General features: G+C 75.9%; 13 protein-coding genes. 1 reads left to right on the forward strand and 12 read right to left on the reverse strand.

The features are described from left to right. The first annotated feature begins 147 nt into the window (after positions 1-147). On the forward strand, positions 148-678 hold the full coding sequence (locus ACZ5OX_RS24310) for an HAD domain-containing protein (protein WP_465632899.1): 531 nt from the start codon (positions 148-150) through the stop codon (positions 676-678). Positions 679-880: 202 nt separating this feature from the next. On the opposite strand, the gene ACZ5OX_RS24315 is transcribed toward ACZ5OX_RS24310, so the two are convergent. From ACZ5OX_RS24315 to ACZ5OX_RS24370, 12 genes are all read right to left on the reverse strand, one after another. After that, positions 881-5,002, reverse strand: a complete 4,122-nt coding sequence (locus tag ACZ5OX_RS24315; RefSeq protein WP_465632901.1) for a BTAD domain-containing putative transcriptional regulator — start codon at positions 5,000-5,002, stop codon at positions 881-883. Next, positions 5,002-5,451, reverse strand: coding sequence for a hypothetical protein (locus tag ACZ5OX_RS24320; protein WP_449788800.1), 450 nt, complete (start codon positions 5,449-5,451; stop codon positions 5,002-5,004). The genes ACZ5OX_RS24315 and ACZ5OX_RS24320 overlap by 1 nt, the downstream gene beginning before the upstream one ends. A 160-nt stretch (positions 5,452-5,611) precedes the next feature. Continuing rightward, complete coding sequence (locus ACZ5OX_RS24325) at positions 5,612-5,980, reverse strand: pilus assembly protein (RefSeq protein WP_392875439.1); 369 nt, start codon at positions 5,978-5,980, stop codon at positions 5,612-5,614. A gap of 185 nt (positions 5,981-6,165) precedes the next feature. Next, positions 6,166-6,540: a TadE/TadG family type IV pilus assembly protein gene (locus ACZ5OX_RS24330; RefSeq protein ID WP_449788801.1), complete on the reverse strand. Its 375-nt coding sequence runs from the start codon at positions 6,538-6,540 to the stop codon at positions 6,166-6,168. A 38-nt stretch (positions 6,541-6,578) separates the two neighbouring features. Further along, positions 6,579-6,878, reverse strand: a complete 300-nt coding sequence (locus ACZ5OX_RS24335; RefSeq protein ID WP_402408384.1) for a hypothetical protein — start codon at positions 6,876-6,878, stop codon at positions 6,579-6,581. 107 nt (positions 6,879-6,985) lie between these two features. Continuing rightward, the gene (locus ACZ5OX_RS24340) at positions 6,986-7,864 is read right to left on the reverse strand and encodes a type II secretion system F family protein (protein WP_449788802.1); all 879 of its coding nucleotides are present in this window, start codon (positions 7,862-7,864) and stop codon (positions 6,986-6,988) included. Then, on the reverse strand, positions 7,861-8,826 hold the full coding sequence (locus tag ACZ5OX_RS24345; RefSeq protein ID WP_449788803.1) for a type II secretion system F family protein: 966 nt from the start codon (positions 8,824-8,826) through the stop codon (positions 7,861-7,863). Before ACZ5OX_RS24345 ends, ACZ5OX_RS24340 begins: the two co-directional genes overlap by 4 nt. Continuing rightward, entirely contained in the window at positions 8,826-10,475 is a 1,650-nt protein-coding gene (locus ACZ5OX_RS24350; RefSeq protein WP_465632904.1) for a CpaF family protein, read from the reverse strand. Before ACZ5OX_RS24350 ends, ACZ5OX_RS24345 begins: the two co-directional genes overlap by 1 nt. Further along, entirely contained in the window at positions 10,465-12,087 is a 1,623-nt protein-coding gene (locus ACZ5OX_RS24355) for a CpaE-like family protein (protein WP_465632906.1), read from the reverse strand. The genes ACZ5OX_RS24350 and ACZ5OX_RS24355 overlap by 11 nt, the downstream gene beginning before the upstream one ends. Beyond that, the gene (locus tag ACZ5OX_RS24360; protein WP_465632907.1) at positions 12,087-13,004 is read right to left on the reverse strand and encodes an SAF domain-containing protein; all 918 of its coding nucleotides are present in this window, start codon (positions 13,002-13,004) and stop codon (positions 12,087-12,089) included. Before ACZ5OX_RS24360 ends, ACZ5OX_RS24355 begins: the two co-directional genes overlap by 1 nt. Before the next feature lie 169 nt (positions 13,005-13,173). Continuing rightward, positions 13,174-14,115 carry a hypothetical protein gene (locus tag ACZ5OX_RS24365; RefSeq protein WP_465632909.1) on the reverse strand — a complete coding sequence of 314 codons (942 nt, stop codon included), beginning with the start codon at positions 14,113-14,115 and terminating at the stop codon, positions 13,174-13,176. Next, complete coding sequence (locus tag ACZ5OX_RS24370; RefSeq protein WP_465632910.1) at positions 14,109-14,732, reverse strand: hypothetical protein; 624 nt, start codon at positions 14,730-14,732, stop codon at positions 14,109-14,111. Before ACZ5OX_RS24370 ends, ACZ5OX_RS24365 begins: the two co-directional genes overlap by 7 nt. Between the last annotated feature and the right edge of the window lie 133 nt (positions 14,733-14,865).

Genomic DNA, 14,865 nt, shown 5'->3' on the forward strand with positions numbered 1-14,865 from the left:
GCTCCCGCGGCGTCTGATGCCCTCGCCTGCGTGGTGCCTGCCACCACACTCCGTGCGCGCCACCCTACGAGATCCCGGCTCACCCGTTCCAGGCCGGGTGGCCGATCGGCGCGCCCACCCCCCGCCCCGTCCCGCTATGGTGCCGTCATGATCGATCCCGATCGCCCCCTGCTGTTCCTCGACGTGGACGGCCCGCTGATCCCCTTCGGTGACCCGCCCCCGGGCGGCTACCCCACCTACCGCAGCCCGTACGTCCCGTCCGGCACGGCCCCGGCCGGGAACCTGCTGATCGCCCGCGTGGACCCGGAGTTGGGGCCGCGGCTGCTGCGCCTGCCGGCCGAGCCGGTCTGGGCCACGACCTGGCTGGAGGACGCCAACGAGTGCCTCGCGCCCTGGCTCGGTCTGCCCCGACTGCCCGTCGTGGACTGGCCGGTGGACGACACGGACACCCCGGACTGGCCCGACGGACCGGACGGCCTGCACTGGAAGACCCGTGCGCTGGTCGAATGGGCGGGCGGACGGCCGTTCGCCTGGGTGGACGACGAGATCACCGAGGCCGACGGCCGCTGGGTCGCCGCGCACTCCCCCGCCCGCGCCATGCTGCACCGGGTGGACCCCCGACGAGGGCTCACCGAAGCGGACTTCACGGCCCTGGATACCTGGCTGCGGACGGTCTGACCGGCCGGCGCAGCCTCCCCGCCCACGGGCCGCCGGCGCACCCTCCCAGCCCACGGGCCGCCGGCCGCCGGGCAGTCGGCCGCCCGATCCGCCGGCCACATCCGTGCGAGACGTCCACAGGGCCGCCACATCGGCCACCGGCCCGTCAACTCGACTGCCCGGCCACCCCCGTGGGGAGTGACCGGGCAGTCGGCGGTCCGCTTCAGGACCCCGCGAGCAGGTCCCGCAGCAGGGCGACGGTGTCGGCGTCCAGGTCCCGGCCAGTGCGGCGACTGAGCGCGTCCAACCGGTTGACGGCGCGCAGGAGTTGGTCCCGGGCGCCGGCCGAGGCGTAGGCGTAGAAGAGGTCCCGGTGCAGCAGTTCGACGTCCGGGGCGACGGCGAGGCCGCGGAAGACGGCGGCCTCGGCGCTGCGGTGGTCGCCGTACTGCAGGCGGCGGGCGGCCAGTTCGTGGGCCGTGTCGACGATCGCCGCGATCATGTCCTGCCGCTCGGCCTCCGCCCAGCCGTACGAGGCCGGCGGGGCCTCGGCGAACGGTGCGCCGCGGACCAGGGCCAGGGCGTGGGCGAGGGCCGCGTCGGCGGTGGCACTGGTGCTGCGCATGCCGCGCCGGTAGAGGCCGCGGAACTCGTCCCAGTCGCAGGTGACCGCCGGGGCGAAGGCGTAGCCCTCGGTGCCCTCGGTGGGCAGGAAGGCGCGGCCCTCCGGCGAGGTGCCGAACCAGTCGGCCAGGTCGGAGAGTTTGGCCGGCAGCGGGCTCCTGGCGTCGCCCGCGGTGGGGTGCGGGTCGAGGTGCGCCGCCCCGGGGTGCAGGTCGTGGTCGAGTACGTGGAGTTCGGAACCCGGCCGCAGCGCCAGGTAGACGGCGAGCTCGGTGAGCCGGGGCAGCGCGCCGGGTGCGGCGGCGCCGAGGGCTCCCGCGACGTCCACCGGGCCGAGCAACCGGATCCGGGGGGCGTTGCGCGGGGCGTGCGCCTCCGGGGAGCGGAGGATGGCGAGCAGGTCGTCGCTGTCGCTGCGACCGGGCGTCGTCCGGGCGACCTGGGCGACGGCGGCGGGGCCGGGCTCGACGGCGGGCGCCGGTTCCTCCGTACCGACCGTGTCCGCGGTTTCGACGGCATCCGCGAACCCGGCGGGCCCGGTCCCGGCGGCGGACTCGGCGGCGGACTCCTCAGTCGCCTCCGAAGCCGCCTCCGAAGTGGACTCCGGAGCGTGGTCGGCCCGCGGCGCCGACTCCTCGACGGTCGTCGAGCCGGTCGGCTCCGCCGCCACCGGATCCCCCGCCACCGGCCGCGGCGCGACCGGCTGCGGCACGACGGGCTGGACGGCGAGCACGACCGTCGCCGTGGACTCCGAAGCGGAGTCCCCCGGCTCGTCCGCCCCGTCGCCCTCCGTCGGGTCAGGCCGCCGCAGGTCGCGGGTGGTCTCGTCGGTGGCCGCCTGCCGTCCCTGCCCGTTGACGACGAAGCGCGCCGGGCCGGCCGGCACCGGAGCCGGCCCGGGAACCGGAGCCGGAGTCGCGGCCGGAGCCGCGGGCGGCAGGGCGGCAGTCGCCGGAGCCGGCGCCACCGGATCGGTGCCCGCGAACGGGCTGGCCCCGGTGCCGATGACCCGGGCGAGCAGCCGGGGACCGGCAGCCGCGTCCGCGCCCTCGTCCGTCCCGCCCGCCACGGCCCCGCCACGAGCGGCACCTCCGCCCGGGGCGCCCCCGCCCGAAGCACCTCCGCCCGGGCCGCCACCAGCCGACGCCCCACCGACCGCCGAGACCGCCGAGGCGACCGAGGCCCCGACGGCGGCCAGCACCGGTACGGCGGCGGGCAGTTCGGTGGTGTCGGTGTCGTCCTCCGGTCCGTCCAGGGTCCAGGCCGGGGCCGGGTGCTGGGTGGTGTCGTCGGCGACCCGGAGCAGCTCGGCGACCTGGTCGTACTGCCGTACGTCGAGACGCTGCAGCTCGACCGTGAGGTGCAGGCCGGGGATCGCGGCCTGGCCGGAGGTCGGCAGGGTCCAGCGGGCGACCGGGCCGGTGCCGCGCTCGGGGGCGCGGGTGATGACGGCGACGCAGGTGCGCGGGCGGGCGTCGAGCAGGCGCCCGAGCTCGGCGGGGACGTCCCCGCCGGGCTGGTGGGCGCAGAGCACGATCTCGGGCGTCCAGGACTCGTCGGCCTGGCCGCGGCTGCGGGCCTCGCGCGGGCTGGTGGCCTCGGCGGCGACCAGGGTGGCGCGGGCCTTGGCGGTGCGCGGGCCGAGGGCGGCGAGCGCGGCCTCCAGGGTGGGGTGGCGGTGCACGCGTTCGGCGGCCGGGCCGCTGATCGGCACCTCCTCGGCGAGGTCCACCAGGTGCAGGTGGAGCCGGTCGGCGAGCGGGCTGTGGGCCAGTTCGATGGCGAGGGTGCGCAGCACGTCCCGGGCGTCGTCCGGGTGGCCGGACAGGTGGAGCAGCCGGACGGCCTCCAGGTCGGCGAGGACGACCGAGCCGTCCGGCGAGGTGCCGAGGGTGACGAGCGCGGGGTACGGCGCGGGGGTCTTCCGGGCCTGGCCGGGGCTGAGCAGGTCGCCCGAGTCGGCGCTGCACCACCACACGTTGGCGGCGTGGGCGGCGCGGAACGGCGCGATCGGGGTGGCCGGGCCGGACAGGTGCAGTTCGACGGTCTGGCCCTGGGTGATCCGGGCGGCGACGATGGCGGGCAGCCGCTTGCCGCCGCGCACGGTGTTGCGGGCCAGGGTGCGCAGGGCGCGGTCCAGCAGTTCCAGTCCGGCCTGGTCCTGGCGGGCCATCAGTTCGTTCTCGAAGGCGGCGGCCTCGGCCTCGGGCATCGCGATGCGGTGCCGGGGGCGGCGGGCGCGCTGCTGGGTGCCGCGCTTGTGGGCGACGGTGCCGACCATGATGGCGGCGAGCAGGACGCCGACGGTGGAGGCCGAGAGGGCGACGCCGTAGTCGTCGTCGGCGGCCGGGTCGGCGTGCGCGGCGGGCGCGTGCGCCGGCGTGTGCGTGGGCGCGGGCACCGGGGCCGACTGCGGCGCGCCCTGCGCGGGAGCGCCCGGCGCCGGGGTCTGCGCCGCGGCCTGGTCCCCGGCAGCCGGAGCGGGCGCCGGAGCGGGAGCGGGAGCGGGCGCCTGGTCCACGGGAGCGGGAGCGGGAGCAGGCGCCGGAGTGGCGGCCCCCGCCCCCGGCACCGTGAGCACCATCCCCGGCACCACCACGTCCGGATCCGTCAGCTGCTCGCCGTCCGGGGCCTGCGCCCCCTTGTTCGCCTCGAACAGCTTCGGCCACTGCTCCCCGTCCCCCAGCTCCCGCTGGGCGATGGTCGACAGGCTCTCCCCGACCTGGACGGTGATGGTGTGCTGCCCACCGGAACCGCCCGCACCACCGGGGCCGCCGGCCTCCGTCCCCGCCTCCGTCCCGGCCTGCGGGGCCCCCTGCGGCGCGCTCTGCGGCGTGCCCTGCGCGGCGTCCCCCGAGGGAGCCGGGGCGGGAGCCGGCGCCGGTGTCCTCGCCTCGTCAGGCTTGGCGTCCGCCGGCATCAGCAGCTCCCAGCCGGGCTGGATCGGCCGCTCGGCGTCGAAGCGGATGCCCGAATCGCCCATCACCCGGCCGTCGTTGAGCTTGGCGATCTCCACCCACCGTTCCCCCGAGCCCAGTTGGCGCTCGGCGATGGACCAGAGACTGTCGGCCGGGCGGGCGTCCCGCACCGTGTAGGTGGCCTGCTGCTCGGCGGCCGGCGTCAGGGCCGGCGCGGCCTGCGCGGCGGGCAGTGCGGCACGCTGCGCGCCGCCCGGCGCCAACTGGGCCTGGGCGACGGACCCGTGGGCCGGCTCGGGAACGGCCGCGAAGGCCGAACCGGCCACCGGCACCAGCGCGAGCACCGAGCCGACCAGCCCGGCCGCGAGCCGCTGGCTCCAGCCGAAGGCGGGGATGCGGTGGGCGATCCGGCCGCGCAGCTGGGCGGGGATCTCCAGCAGGACGGAGAGCGCGAAGCAGGCCCAGGCGATCCAGCCGACGACCACCAGCGCCCACAGGAACAGGCTTCCGTCGTCCGGACTGGTGAGCGCCTCGCCCACCCCGCCCGAGGCGACCTCGCCCATCCCGGCGACCGCCTCCGTGCCGTACAGCAGCAGCGCGGGGACGCCGAACAGCAGGGCGAGCAGGGTGACCAGCGCGCCGAGCGCGGTGATCACGGCACGGCCGCGCCCGCGGGATGGTCGGGGCACCGGGGCGGCGGGGGCGGCGGGCCCTCGGGCGCCGCCGGCGCGATGGGACGTCCCGGCCCGGCCGGTACGGGCCTGGGCGGTACGGGCCTGGTCCTTGGCACGTGGCGCGGCCATCAGTCGGTCTCCGCTTTCTCGACTCCGTGGACGAGGGTCGCACTGCCCTTGCCCGTTACCTTCCGTTCCCCGAGGGCGCCCAGCAGGACGGGGCGGTAGTCGGCCCGCACGGTGACGGTGACGACCTTGCCGTCGCCGGAGAACTCGACCTCGCCCGCCCGCAGGCCGTACAGGGCGAGGTAGGCATCGGCGGCGTCCCGGACGTACTTCTCCTGGACCTTGAAGCCCTTGCCCTGCAGGACGGCCGCCCGGTCGAGCTGCTGGCCGCCGACCCGCGCGGCCTCCAGGGCGTAGGCGTCGGTCCGCTCGGCGACCCGCAGCCGGCCGCCGGCGTCGATCACCAGGGCGATGACGAGCACGACGTACGCCGCGCAGATCGCCACGAAGAGGGCCACCGCGCCCCGGTCGGACCGGCGCGCCGACAGCCGTCGCCGCAGACGGCTCACCACTCCCGTCCCCTCCCCCCACTCCGCACGATGCTCTCCCCACCGGCCCCCACCGGGCGCCGCTCGGTACCGTTGTGTCATCCCCCGGGCGCTCTCCGCTTGCGTCTCCCCCGCACGGGCCGTCTCCAATCCCCCGTCTTCCGGGTGACGGCGCCGCGCGCCGTCATGTGCCCCGGTAACGGTCCACCACCGAGGTGAACTCGCCGACGAGGTGCTTCGTCACGGGTACCCCCGACGGTCCGCCGAGCAGGTCGGCCAGTTCCACGTCGCAGACCACCGTGACGGTGACGGTGGTGACCGGTCCGCCCGGCAGGTTCAGTTCCCCCCTGCCGACCCGCACGTCACCGTTGCGGCAGGACACGCCCTGCTGGCGCAGCGTCGCGAGGGCGGAGTCCCTGGCCGGCTGGTCCATGCCGTCCACGCTGCGCTGCAGGGAGGCGGTCCTGGCCGCGGCCCGGGCGGCGGCCTCCACGGTGCCGGCCGTGGACTGCACCCGCCCGGCGGCGATGGCCACCAGGACGAGTCCGACCACGCCCGGCACGACGATCGCCGCCTCGATCGCGATCCCGCCCCGGTCCCGCCTGCGCGGACGCGGACGTGACCGGAGCCGCAGACGGGAACGCAGACGGGACCGCGGCCGGCGACCGCCGCCCGACGCCCCCTGTGCCGCCGGTACGCCCGGTGCCCCCGCCATGCCCGTCACGCCCGTCATGCCCGTCACGGCGTCACCACCGGCGCCACGAAGCGCTCTCGCGGCGCCTCGGCGAACTGGGTGACGGCGGGCGCCCTGAGCCCCGGAATCAGCAGCGGCGGGTTCAACCGCACGGTGACCCTGATGGTCTGCGCCGTGCTGCCGTCGGTGCGCACCGTGTACCCGTGCACGCCCTGCCGGTCGAGGAAGTCGCGGGCCTGCCGCTGGGCCGCCTCGTTCTTCTCGCCGTCCGTCGCACTGCCCTGCACCCGGCCGGCGTCCACGCCCTCGCGGGCGGCGGTGAGCGCGACCTGCCGGTCGTACCAGATCAGCGCGGCCTGGACGACGAGCAGCAGGAGCAGCAGGACGACCGGGAAGACGATGGCCAGGCTCAGGCTCATCGCCCCCCGGTCGCCCCTGCGGCGGAGAGCAGGACGCGTCACTGGGTGGCGCCGCCCGCACCCGCGCCCGCGCCGCCGCCCGGCATGTTCGGGTCCTGCTCGACCTTCTTGACGACCTTGTCCTTCAGCAGGTAGAGCGCGGTCGCCACGGCGCCCGCGACGAACACCAACGCGATGATGGCCAGGGCGAGTTCGATGCTGATCGCACCGCGGTCGCCGCGCGCGCGGGCGGCCCGCAGCCGGCCGAGCCGGAAGGTGAACAGCAGCAGCGCGAACTGGACCGGTAGCAGGACGGGGCGCAGCACCCGATCTGCCAGCTGGACGAGTCGTACGGTCATCGGGATCTCCGGGAGTGTGGCCGTGTGGTGTGGTGTGGCGGGTGGTGCCGGCTGCTCCGACCGGGCCGATGGGGCCCGGAAGGACGTGAACGAGGCAATGGGCGCGGTCAGTTGAGCATCTGGTGCAGGGCGGGGAAGACGATCAGGACGGTCATCAGCAGGGTCAGCGCGGCCCCGGGCGCGACCATCCGTTCGCTGTCGGCGTTCGCGCGGGCGAGGTCCTCGGCGAGCAGTTCCCCGCGCAGGCCCTTGGCGCGGGCCCGCAGGGTGTCGTACACGGCGGCGCCGTCGTTGCCGGACAGCCGCATGATGTCGGCCACGTCCTGGAGCGGGCTCAGCCCCAACTCCTCGGCGAGCGCGTCGAGTCCGGCCCACGGCGGGAGCCGGTCGGTGGCCGCGCGTTCCAGGGCGTCGCGGATCCGCCGGAACACCGCGCCCTGCCCGACCGAGGCGGCCCGGCGCAGCGCCTCGGCGGGGCCGCAGTCGGCGGCCCGCTCCATCGCGACGAGTTCCAGGTAGGCGGCGATGCCGTGCAGGTACTCGGTGCGCGCCTCCTTGGCCTCGCCGCGCACGATGGCGTCCGGGACGAACCAGAGCAGTCCGGCCAGCAGCGGGCCGATGACCAGCGGCAGCGCGAACGGCAGGCCGACGTCCATCAGCACGGCCATCGCGCCCAGGTAGGCGGGGAGCATCAGGCCGAGCGCGGCGAACAGCAGCTTGTGCACCATGAACCGGGCCGGGGTGCGGCCGATCAGGGCGAGTTCGCGGCGCGGGACGGAGACCCCGCGCAGGTGGACGGACCGTTCGCCGATCCGGTCGTACCAGCGGGGCCGCTCGTCCGGGTGCTGCTCGCGGTCGGCGGGGGTGGCGTGCAGCCGGTCCAGCGCCTGGCGCAGGTCCGGGGGCGCAGGGCGCAGTTCGGCGACCAGGAGGGCGAGGCCGCCGGCCGCGGCGGCGCCGGCCAGCACGGACCAGGGGGAGATCACCGGACCTCCCCGAGCAGTTCGGCCGGCTGCGGCTCGGTCGCCGGTGCGGCGGAGCGCCGCCCGCTCCTGCTGCGCCGGTCCGGTGTCAGCAGCCGGGGCACCGGCGGGTGGGAGGCCAGCGCCCGCATCCAGGCGATGATCGCCACGAACAGGGCGGCGACGACGGCGAGCACCACCTGGCCGAGGAAGGTCCCGTACGGCCGGGTGTACTCGGTGTTGAAGGAGCCGACCGTGACGACCAGCACGATGATGCCGACCAGCCAGCGGATGGTGGTCCGGTGCTTGGCCCGGTCGGCCTCGATGGCGCGGCGCTGGCGGACCTCCTCGCGCACCGAGTCGGCCATGTCGGAGAGGGTGCGGGCGAGTCCGGGGCCGCTGTCCCCGGCCCGCAGCACGAGCGCGGCGAGGACCTTGTCGGCGGTGGCGTCGGCGAGGCTGTCGGCGAAGGCGCGCAGCGCCTCCTCGGGCCGCCAGCGGGCCTGCAGCCGGGCGGCCAGTTCGCCGATCTCGTCCTCCAGGGCGGCCGGGGCGGTGCGGCGGCTGGTGACGATGGCCTGGTTGAGGCCGACGCCGAGCAGCAGCACGTCGGCGATCCGCTGGGTCCACTCGGAGAGCGCCTCCAGCCGCTCGATCCGGTGGGTGTCCGGGCGGGTGGTGTCGAACAGCCAGGGCAGGCCGAAGACGGCCAGCGGCACCAGCAGCGCGGTCAGCGGGATGCCGGTGAACAGCCAGGCCAGCGGCGCCCCGGCGAGCGCGAGCGGCAGTTGGACGCGGCGCAGCCGCACCATCCGGTTCGCGGCCGTCCCGGGGGCGCCGTACCAGAACACGTGGAGGCGGCCGGCCAGCGGGTTGACCGCCGGTTCGGCCCCGTCCTCGTCGCCGGGCTCGCTGCCGCGGGCCCAGACCACCAGGGCGACCAGGCCGCCCGCGAGCGCCAGCCCGCACAGGGCGAAGAGCAGCATCACCGCGCGCCACCGCCGATCCGCAGCTGCAGCGGGGTGGACCAACTCCCGTACCGGGAGCCGAGCAGCGAGGCGTCGAAGCCGGCCCGGCGCAGGTCGTCCAGGCACTGCGGCGGGGTGTGCGGGACGGCCCGCGGCTCGCCGAGGTCCGGCCGGGGGCCGAAGACGGTGTTCAGCGCGGGCCGGCCGCTCTCCCCGAGGCCGGTGACCTCCAGGACGTGGGACACGAAGCGGTGCCGGCGGCCGCCGACGGCGGTCTCGTCGACCATGGTGACGTGCACGATGAGGTCCAGGGCGTTGGCGGTGAGCCGGTAGGCGAGTGAGTCGGTCATGTGCGAGCCGTATTCCAGGCAGAGTTCGGCGATGCGGTCGACGACCATGTGCGGGCCGCGGGCGTGCAGGGTGCACATCGAGCCGCCCTCGCCGTTGGTCATCACCCGCAGCATCGGGACGACCTCGCCGGAGCGGACCTCCCCGACGATGATCCGGGAGAGCGTCATGCGCAGCGCGGCCGGGATGAGGTCGCCGATGCTCAACTCCCCGGCCAGGCGCCCTTCGACGCGTTCGCCGTTGCCCTCCCTGGCCTCCATCGGGACGACCTGGCGCAGGTGGCCGAGGGTGTGCAGCCAGAGTTCGAACTCCGACTCCAGGGTGCCGATCCGCTCGTCCGGCGGGATCTCGGCGGCCATCGCGCGCAGCAGACTGGTCTTGCCGACGCCCTGGGTGCCGGTGATCATGACGTTCTTCCTGGCCCGGATCGCGGCGGCCAGGAAGGCCGCCAAGGTGGCGTCCAGGGTGCCGAGTTCGACCATCTCGGGCAGGGTCGCGGAGGCCACCCGGTGGCGTCGGATCGCCACGTACGGGCGGGGCGTCACCTCGGTGAGCGCCTGGAGGCGCATGCCGCCCTCCAGGCGCAGGGCGAGGGTCGGGCTGGCGGTGGACAGGCTGCGCTCGCCGCCGCCGTGCTGGCGGGCCAGGTCCTGGAGCAGCTCGACGAGTTCGGCGTCGCTGTCGGCCACCGGCGGTACCTGGCGCAGGGGTTGGTGCACCTTGGAGACCCAGACGTCGTCACAGCCGTTGATCAGGATGTTCTCGATCTCCGGGTCGTCCAGGTAGGGCTGGAGCCGGCCGGCCCGGAACAGCAGGTCGAAGACGGCCTCGGCGAGGGCGCGGTCCTGCTCCCGGGTGGGCGGGATGCCGTGGGTCTGGGCGTACGCGTCTGACCACCGGGCGACAGCCTCCTCGATCAGCGCCCGGCCGCGCTGGCGGCGGGTGGCGCGGTCCGGATCGGAGCCGGAGGCAGCGGTCAACCGGGTGATCTGCTGGTGCAGTTCGGCCGCGACCTGGCGCTTGAGTTCACGGGCGACCTGCGGGTCGACGGCGGGCCGGGTGGCGGCGCCGCGCAGGTCCAGCGAGGGCAGCTGGGAGGGCACGGCGGTGGGCCCGGCCGTGCCGGGCGGGACGGGCTGCGGCGCGACGGGCTGGGCGGCGGCCGGCTGGGGCGCGACCGGGCCGGGCTGGTACCCGTGCGGCGGGGCGACCGGGCCGGGCGCCGGCGCCGGTGTGGGCACCGGTGTGGGCACCGGCGTGCTCCAGGGCAGCGCGGCCGGATCGGAGGCGGGACGCTGGTGCAGGGGGCTACCGCGCACGGAGCACCTCCCCGGGGTTCGGCGGGTACGGGCCGTCGGGATCGTCCCTACGGTCCGTCACACTCGGCTGCTGGAGCGGGTACCGGTCGTCCGGCTCGCCGTACGGGGCGGACTGGACGTGGGCCGGGAACGGCGCCGGCGCGGCCGGCTGCGGGGCGAGCCCGGCCAGCGGCGCCACCGGTCCTGTGGTGATCACCGGCGGGACGGGCTGCGGCGGGCTGTACGAGGGCTGCTCGCCCTCGGCCGTCCCGTAGCCGGACCGGCCGTGCGTGAACTGGCCCTGTGTGAACTGCCCTTGTGCGTACTGGCCCTGACTGGACTGGCCCTGCGCAGACTGCCCCTGCGCGGAGTGGCCGTGGGCCGCCGCGCCGTATCCACCCGAGGCGTACGGGGTCTGGCCGTGGCCGCCCTGCCCGTACCCACCACCCGAGACGTACCCGGCTTGGTCGTACCCCGGCTGCGCGTACCCCGGCCGGCCGCCCTGCCCGTACGCCGACTGCCCGTACGCCGACTGCCCGTACGCCGACTGCCCGTACGGGCCCGGCGCGGGCGAGGGCGCGGGCCCGGCCGAGGGCACGGGCATCGACGGCTGCGAGGGCTGCGAGGGCTGCGAGGGCTGCGACGGCATCGGCTGCTGCGGCGCCATCGGCACGGGCGGGGTCGGTATCGGCGGGGCCGGCATCGGAGCCGTCGGGGCGGGGGACGCCGGGACGGAGGTGGTCGGGGCGGGGGGCGTCGGCACCGCCGCCACGACCGGGGCCGCCGGACCACCCGCCGCACCGCCCGCCGTCAGCTGGGCCGGCGCCGCGTCCTGCGCGACGCCCGGCGCGAGCCGCTGGCGCCGACGGCGGATCAGCAGCTGCACCTCGTCCGCCGCCGACCGCGCCGTCCGCATCAGCTCCGAGCGGATGAACCGCCGGTCGGTGGTGTCCCCGCCGTCGGAGAGCACCTTCGCCGTCCGGAGGGCGTGCGGCAGCACCCCGAGCACCGGCAGCCCGAGCTCTCGGGACACCTCCGCCCGCGTGTACGGCCCCTCGGCGACCAGCAGCAGCCCGAGCGCGTCCGCCCCGGTGCCGGCCGAGGCCAGGTCCTCGGCCAGGGCGGCGAGCCGGGGCCGGACCGAACTCAGCCCGCGCAGCGTGGTGCGCACGGTCGCCACCACCACGTCGGCGCGGCGGGCCAGCACCGCGCTGTGGCCGGTGGCGCCGGAGCGGCCGAGGTCCACGATGACGTCGTAGCCCTGCTGTTCCACGCCGCGCAGCAGTTCGGCGAGCGGCTCCCAGGTGTAGGCGAGGCCGGGCGCCTGGGTGGGGTCGGTCAGCCCGGGCAGCAGCAGCCGCTCGGCGCCGCCCTCGGGCGAGAGGTCGATCAGCTGTTCCCAGATGGTCTGCGCGAGCAGCCCGCGGCGGTCGGCGACGGCCAGGTTGCGCAGCCCGTACACCGCCTCGACCCGGCCCTCCAGGGCGCCGGCGAGCACCGCGCCGCCGTCCGGGTCGGCCTCGACCAGCAGGATCCGCCGGCCGGGCTGCAGCGGCCAGGACAGCAGCAGCGCCAGGGCGGTGGTGGTCGCTCCCGGTGCGCCCGGGCCGCCGACCACCGCGATCACGGCCATCAGGCACCGCCCGTCGCGGCCGGCGCTCCGGGCGAGGCACCGCCGGAGGTGGCGGCGCCCGGGGTGCCGGCCCCGGGTGCGGGGGCGCCCGGTGCGGGGGCGCCCTGGGTGCCGGCGGCGGCCGAGGGCGCGCCGCTCGCCGCCGGGGCCGGCGCGGCACCGCCGGCGGGGGCACCGGCCGCGGGGGCTCCGGCCGCCGCGCCGCGGGGCGCGAGCAGTACCTGGATCCGCCCGCTCGCCACCCACTGCGCCAGCCGGGGCCCGTCCGCGGTGCCGACCGCCACGTCGATCACCTGGCTGCCGTCGGTGTCCACCCGGCCGACGGTGATCACCGTGGCGGGCAGCGAGTCGGCCCGGCCGTTGTCGGGGGTGAAGACGATGACCAGCTGGACGCCGGGCTGCAGCCGGCTGGCGGGCAGCTGACTGCGCTTGGCCGACACGCCGACGACGATCTGCCCGGGCTGCAGCGACAGGCCCTGGGCGAGGTCGGAGCCGGTGAGCATCGCGCCGCGCTTGAGGTCGGTGGCAGCCCGCATGCCGACCGCCTTCGTCCGGTCCTGGGCCGACACCGGGTGCAGCGCCGGGTCCCCCGCGATCCGGGCGACCACCAGGTCGTCCTCGGTGATCACCTGTCCCCACGGCACATCCCGGGCCAGTGCCAGCACCGCGACCCGCTGGCCGGTGCTGTTGTAGAGGACGGCCCCGCCCAGCCCGCCGGCCGCGATCAGCGCGACCGCCATCGCCAGCACCGCCGGGCGCCGCCGCCGCGCCCGCATGGTCCGCCCGGGCGCGTGCGGCACGGCCCGCCCCCGGCCCTTGCCCCGGCCGCCCTGCTCCGGCTGCTCCGGGAGCGGCACGGACGCCGCCGCGCCCGCGGAGGTGCCGGATCCCGGCGTCGCGAACGTACGGTTCTCCACCGGGTTCCGCCCTTCCCTCGTTCGTCTCCGGCTCGTCTGGCCGGTCAGGCTGGTGTGGCTGGTCTCGCTGGTCTCGCTGATCTGGCTGATCTGGCTGGTCAGTGTGTGAATCGCCGTACCGGCGCCACCACCCGGGAGCGGCCGACCGGCCGCTCCCGTTCGGGCGCGCTCAGTTGAGCACCTGCATCTCGGCGACCTTGAGCTGGAAGGGAGTGCTGCTCCGCCTGATGCCCCGGAGCTTGAACGTCCGCGGGTTCGGCCCTCCGGTGACCACCACGGTGGCCTCCCACTGCATCGTCACCGTGGCGTTGAAGACGCCGTTCTTCTCGCCGGCCGAGCTGGTCCTGAACTCGTAGCCGCAGTCCGGGGACTTCGCGTCGCCGTACTTGGGGTCGTACGGCGTGCCGGTCGTGGCGCAGGAGGTCTGGAGGTTGCCGCCGAAGCTCCAGTCCGCCTTCACCAGCCGGGGCGTGACGGTGACCGCGATGCCCGCGAGCTCCGCGTGGCCGACGCCCGGCAGCGCGGCGCCGTCCGCCCAGAGCCAGACCGGGGCGTTGACCACCGCGGTGTTCTGGGGTGCGGCCCGGCCCACCGGCGGCGTGAAGTGGACCTGGTCGGTGGCCCGCTCGATGACCCTGGCCTCCGTGGTGACGTCCTGCCCCGGCGTGGTGGCCTCGAAGACGATCTCGGCGCCGCCCATGCCCCCGTCGGTCTGCGGGCAGACCTTCGTGTAGAGCGCGCCGTCCTTCGGGTCGTGGCCGCCCCACGCCGGGTCGCCCGCGGCCGGCGGGTTGTCCAGCGGGCGGAAGTAGCAGCCCTTGCTGCTGCTGAACCAGCCCAGCTCGGGGTCGTGGCAGGCCCACGTGACCTGGTGGTAGTCGCACAGCTGCGGCCCGGTGTCCGAACCGCCGCCGCCGGGCTGGGATCCGCCGGGCCCGGGGGTCGTTCCACCGGAGTGGACGTCCACGCAGATCACGGTCGGGTAGCACTGTTCGGCCCCGCCGCCCGGTGGTTCGTCCGCGGACGCGTTCACCGCCGAGGACAGCAGCAGTCCGGCCGACATCGACACGGCGATCGCGATCCGCCGGGCCGGTTTCCGCGCGTTCAGCATGTCCGGTCCACCTCCCGCTTGAAGTCGTTGATCAACCAATGTGCTTGGAACCAGCGCAGGGACGCGGTGGCGACGTACCGGTTCAGGCGGGATCCGGGATCCTTGGCGGCCCCGGTCACGGCATCGACGCGGTGCCAGTCCGACAGGTCGACACAGTCCTCGATCACGGCGGTCTGCGGATCGGCTTTCAGGTCGATGGCCTTGACCACCGCGGAATTGCGCGGTGTTCCGGTCATCACCGCTTTGGATTCGCGCAGTTGACGGAGGCTTACCAGACTGTCGGACAGCGCCCGGCCGGAGGAGTACTGCTCCAGTCCGTAGCCGTCCGAATCCGCACGCCCGAAGACGTCCGCCTGGGCCTGCCACCAATCCTGATACGCCTTCAGGGCAAGCCGCCCCATGGCCCCTTCCGGGCCGCTGGTCGGCGCGATCGAGCCGTTTACCGAACCACTCGAAGGAGTTAGCGGATCCACTCCCGCGACGGTGGGCGCAGCCGACCCGAGGCGATCGACGGAACCACCCGCGCCACCGCTCGCACAGGCGCCGAGCAGCAACACCAGTACCGCCCCACCGACCCCAACCGCCCCAGGGCGCAACACATTTCCGCGCTGCCGCATGGCCCCACCTCATTGCGACCGACCTGATCCGTGATCCACGGCCGCCAGGAGAATTCCGCCGTCCCACCGGTGTTTCCGCTGGGGATCGATTCTTCGCCAACCCACCCCATCACGGCAACACCTCAGGCCCCCT

The sequence above is a fragment of the Kitasatospora sp. NPDC032121 genome, assembly GCF_055580145.1.

What these genes read in the sequence shown, in the direction of transcription:
- ACZ5OX_RS24310 (WP_465632899.1), top strand. Translation starts at nt 148, where the DNA reads ATGATCGATCCCGATCGCCCCCTGCTGTTCCTCGACGTGGACGGCCCG.
- ACZ5OX_RS24315 (WP_465632901.1), bottom strand. Translation starts at nt 5,002, where the DNA reads ATGGCCGCGCCACGTGCCAAGGACCAGGCCCGTACCGCCCAGGCCCGT.
- ACZ5OX_RS24330 (WP_449788801.1), bottom strand. Translation starts at nt 6,540, where the DNA reads ATGAGCCTGAGCCTGGCCATCGTCTTCCCGGTCGTCCTGCTGCTCCTG.
- ACZ5OX_RS24335 (WP_402408384.1), bottom strand. Translation starts at nt 6,878, where the DNA reads ATGACCGTACGACTCGTCCAGCTGGCAGATCGGGTGCTGCGCCCCGTC.
- ACZ5OX_RS24345 (WP_449788803.1), bottom strand. Translation starts at nt 8,826, where the DNA reads ATGCTGCTCTTCGCCCTGTGCGGGCTGGCGCTCGCGGGCGGCCTGGTC.
- ACZ5OX_RS24355 (WP_465632906.1), bottom strand. Translation starts at nt 12,087, where the DNA reads ATGGCCGTGATCGCGGTGGTCGGCGGCCCGGGCGCACCGGGAGCGACC.
- ACZ5OX_RS24365 (WP_465632909.1), bottom strand. Translation starts at nt 14,115, where the DNA reads ATGCTGAACGCGCGGAAACCGGCCCGGCGGATCGCGATCGCCGTGTCG.
- ACZ5OX_RS24370 (WP_465632910.1), bottom strand. Translation starts at nt 14,732, where the DNA reads ATGCGGCAGCGCGGAAATGTGTTGCGCCCTGGGGCGGTTGGGGTCGGT.